We start from the raw sequence: 1,953 nt of genomic DNA, 5'->3' as shown, positions 1-1,953 counted from the left end.
TCATGGCAATACGATCAGTAGAGTATCTGCAAAGTCTTGTGCGAGAGCTTGCAAAGCTTCCGGACGAGACGGAGTGGGTAGAATTTAAATGTAATAACAAGCAACCGCAGATGATTGGCGAATATATTTCTGCTCTCAGTAATTCAGCTGCGTTGTGCGAACGACCGAAAGCATATTTAGTTTGGGGCGTGGATGACACAACACATAAAATTGTTGGAACTGAATTTCAGTATCGTAAAATGAAAAAGGGAAATGAGGAATTGGAAGCATGGCTTTCCAGAATGCTTTCACCAAGAATTAATTTCCGATTTTTTGAGGTCCCGATGGATGAAGGAATGGTTGTGCTGATGGAGATTCCTTGTGCAGAAAACCAGCCGGTACAGTTCGCTGGTGGGGAATTTATAAGAATTGGAACGAACAAAAAGAATTTAAAAGAGTATCCTGACAAAGAAAGAGAATTATGGAGAACATTCGATTCTACACCATATGAACTTCGAATTGCGATGGGAAATTTAGATGAAGATGAAATGGTGTTATTATTGGATTACTCAAAGTATTATGATAAACTGGAAATGCCAATTCCGAGAAATCGGGATAAAGTATTGGAAGATTTACAGCATGAAAAGTTCATAAAGAGAAATGATGCCGGTACATGGGATATCACGAATATGGGAGCATTGATGATCGCAAAGGATTTGAAGAAATTTGAATCTTTGCATAGAAGAACTGTGAGGGTGATATGGTATAAGGAGAATTCCAGACTGGATGCTATCAGAGAAAAAGAGTTCTGTGCGGGCTATGCATTTTCGCATGAAGAAATCGTGCAGTATATTATGACAATTATTCCGCAGGAAGAGGTTATTGTAGAAGCAACAAGGAAATCTGTTGTCAGTTTCCCGGAAATTGCTATCCGTGAGTTGTTGGCAAATGCTATGATACATCAGGATCTGCAGCAAAGAGGTACAAATCCGATGGTAGAAGTGTTTAAAAATCGAATTGAATTTTCAAATGCTGGTGCACCACTGGTAGCAATTGAAAGAATTGTAGATTCGGTGCCGGTGTCCAGAAATGAAAATATTGCCGGATTTATGCATAAATGTGGTATCTGTGAGGAACGTGGCAGTGGATATGATAAGATTGTTGAAGCAACCGGCAAAAATGAATTACTTGCACCGAGGATTGAAAATCAAAACAATCAATTTACAAAAGCAATATTGTTTGCGAAAGTACCGTTTGAATTAACCACGAAAGAAGATCGGATGCGTACTTGTTATATGCAGGCATGTCTGGCATATGTCAATTTTGAGGGGATTTCTAACTCAGATATTCGAAAAATATTTGGATTGGGAGAAAAAGAGAAAGCGAAAGCCTCTCGACTTCTTACCAGTGCTGTTGACGGAGGCTATATTAAAGTAATGGATCCGGATACTGCGCCAAGGTATAAAAAGTATATTCCATATTGGGCATAATTTAAGTTTCGCTAAGTTTCACTTATATAGGCGGGATGAGGAAAATTCAATAGAGCAATATGAAAAAGGGCACTGAAAACCACTGAATTATTGGTTTTACAGTGCTTTTCCTTTTGCCAAAGAGGAAAAATGCAGTGAATTTAAGTTTTGCTAAGTTTCACTGAGTTTTGATTTTACAGAGAGCCATTGCTTTTTAGGCTCATATTTTCCACATCCATCACAAGTCTGCGGCCAGTTAATTTTCCATTCAAAATATTCATCTCTGGTAATCACACCGGATTTCAGTTCATCCATCCTAACTACCCATTCTTTCAGAAAATCATTCAGAACCCCATAATCAAACCACATACAGATAGGAGCATGAGCCGGCCAGCTATCATTGTCGTGATAGTAAACGGAAGTGTCTGCTACTTCATTGCATTTTTCACCAGGAAATTTCCGAGGAAGAAACAGATGCAGGGCAGATGGATTAAATTCATCCAGC

General features: G+C 38.8%; 1 protein-coding gene and 1 pseudogene. One reads left to right on the top strand and one right to left on the bottom strand.

What is annotated here, in order from left to right; translation table 11 throughout:
* Window positions 1-1,469: RNA-binding domain-containing protein (locus QVO97_RS09490; RefSeq protein ID WP_022360094.1), on the top strand; the 1,469-nt coding region annotated here is incomplete at its 5' end.
* A 150-nt stretch (window positions 1,470-1,619) separates the two neighbouring features.
* Here QVO97_RS09490 and QVO97_RS09485 read toward each other — a convergent pair.
* Window positions 1,620-1,953, bottom strand: a pseudogene (locus tag QVO97_RS09485) (XRE family transcriptional regulator); the annotation flags it as partial.

This window comes from Clostridium sp. CAG:43 (assembly GCF_000434655.1).
Lineage (GTDB): Bacteria > Bacillota > Clostridia > Lachnospirales > Lachnospiraceae > Otoolea > Otoolea fessa.
Note: the sequence above shows the minus strand (reverse complement) of the source record. Positions and strands in the feature narration are given on the sequence as shown.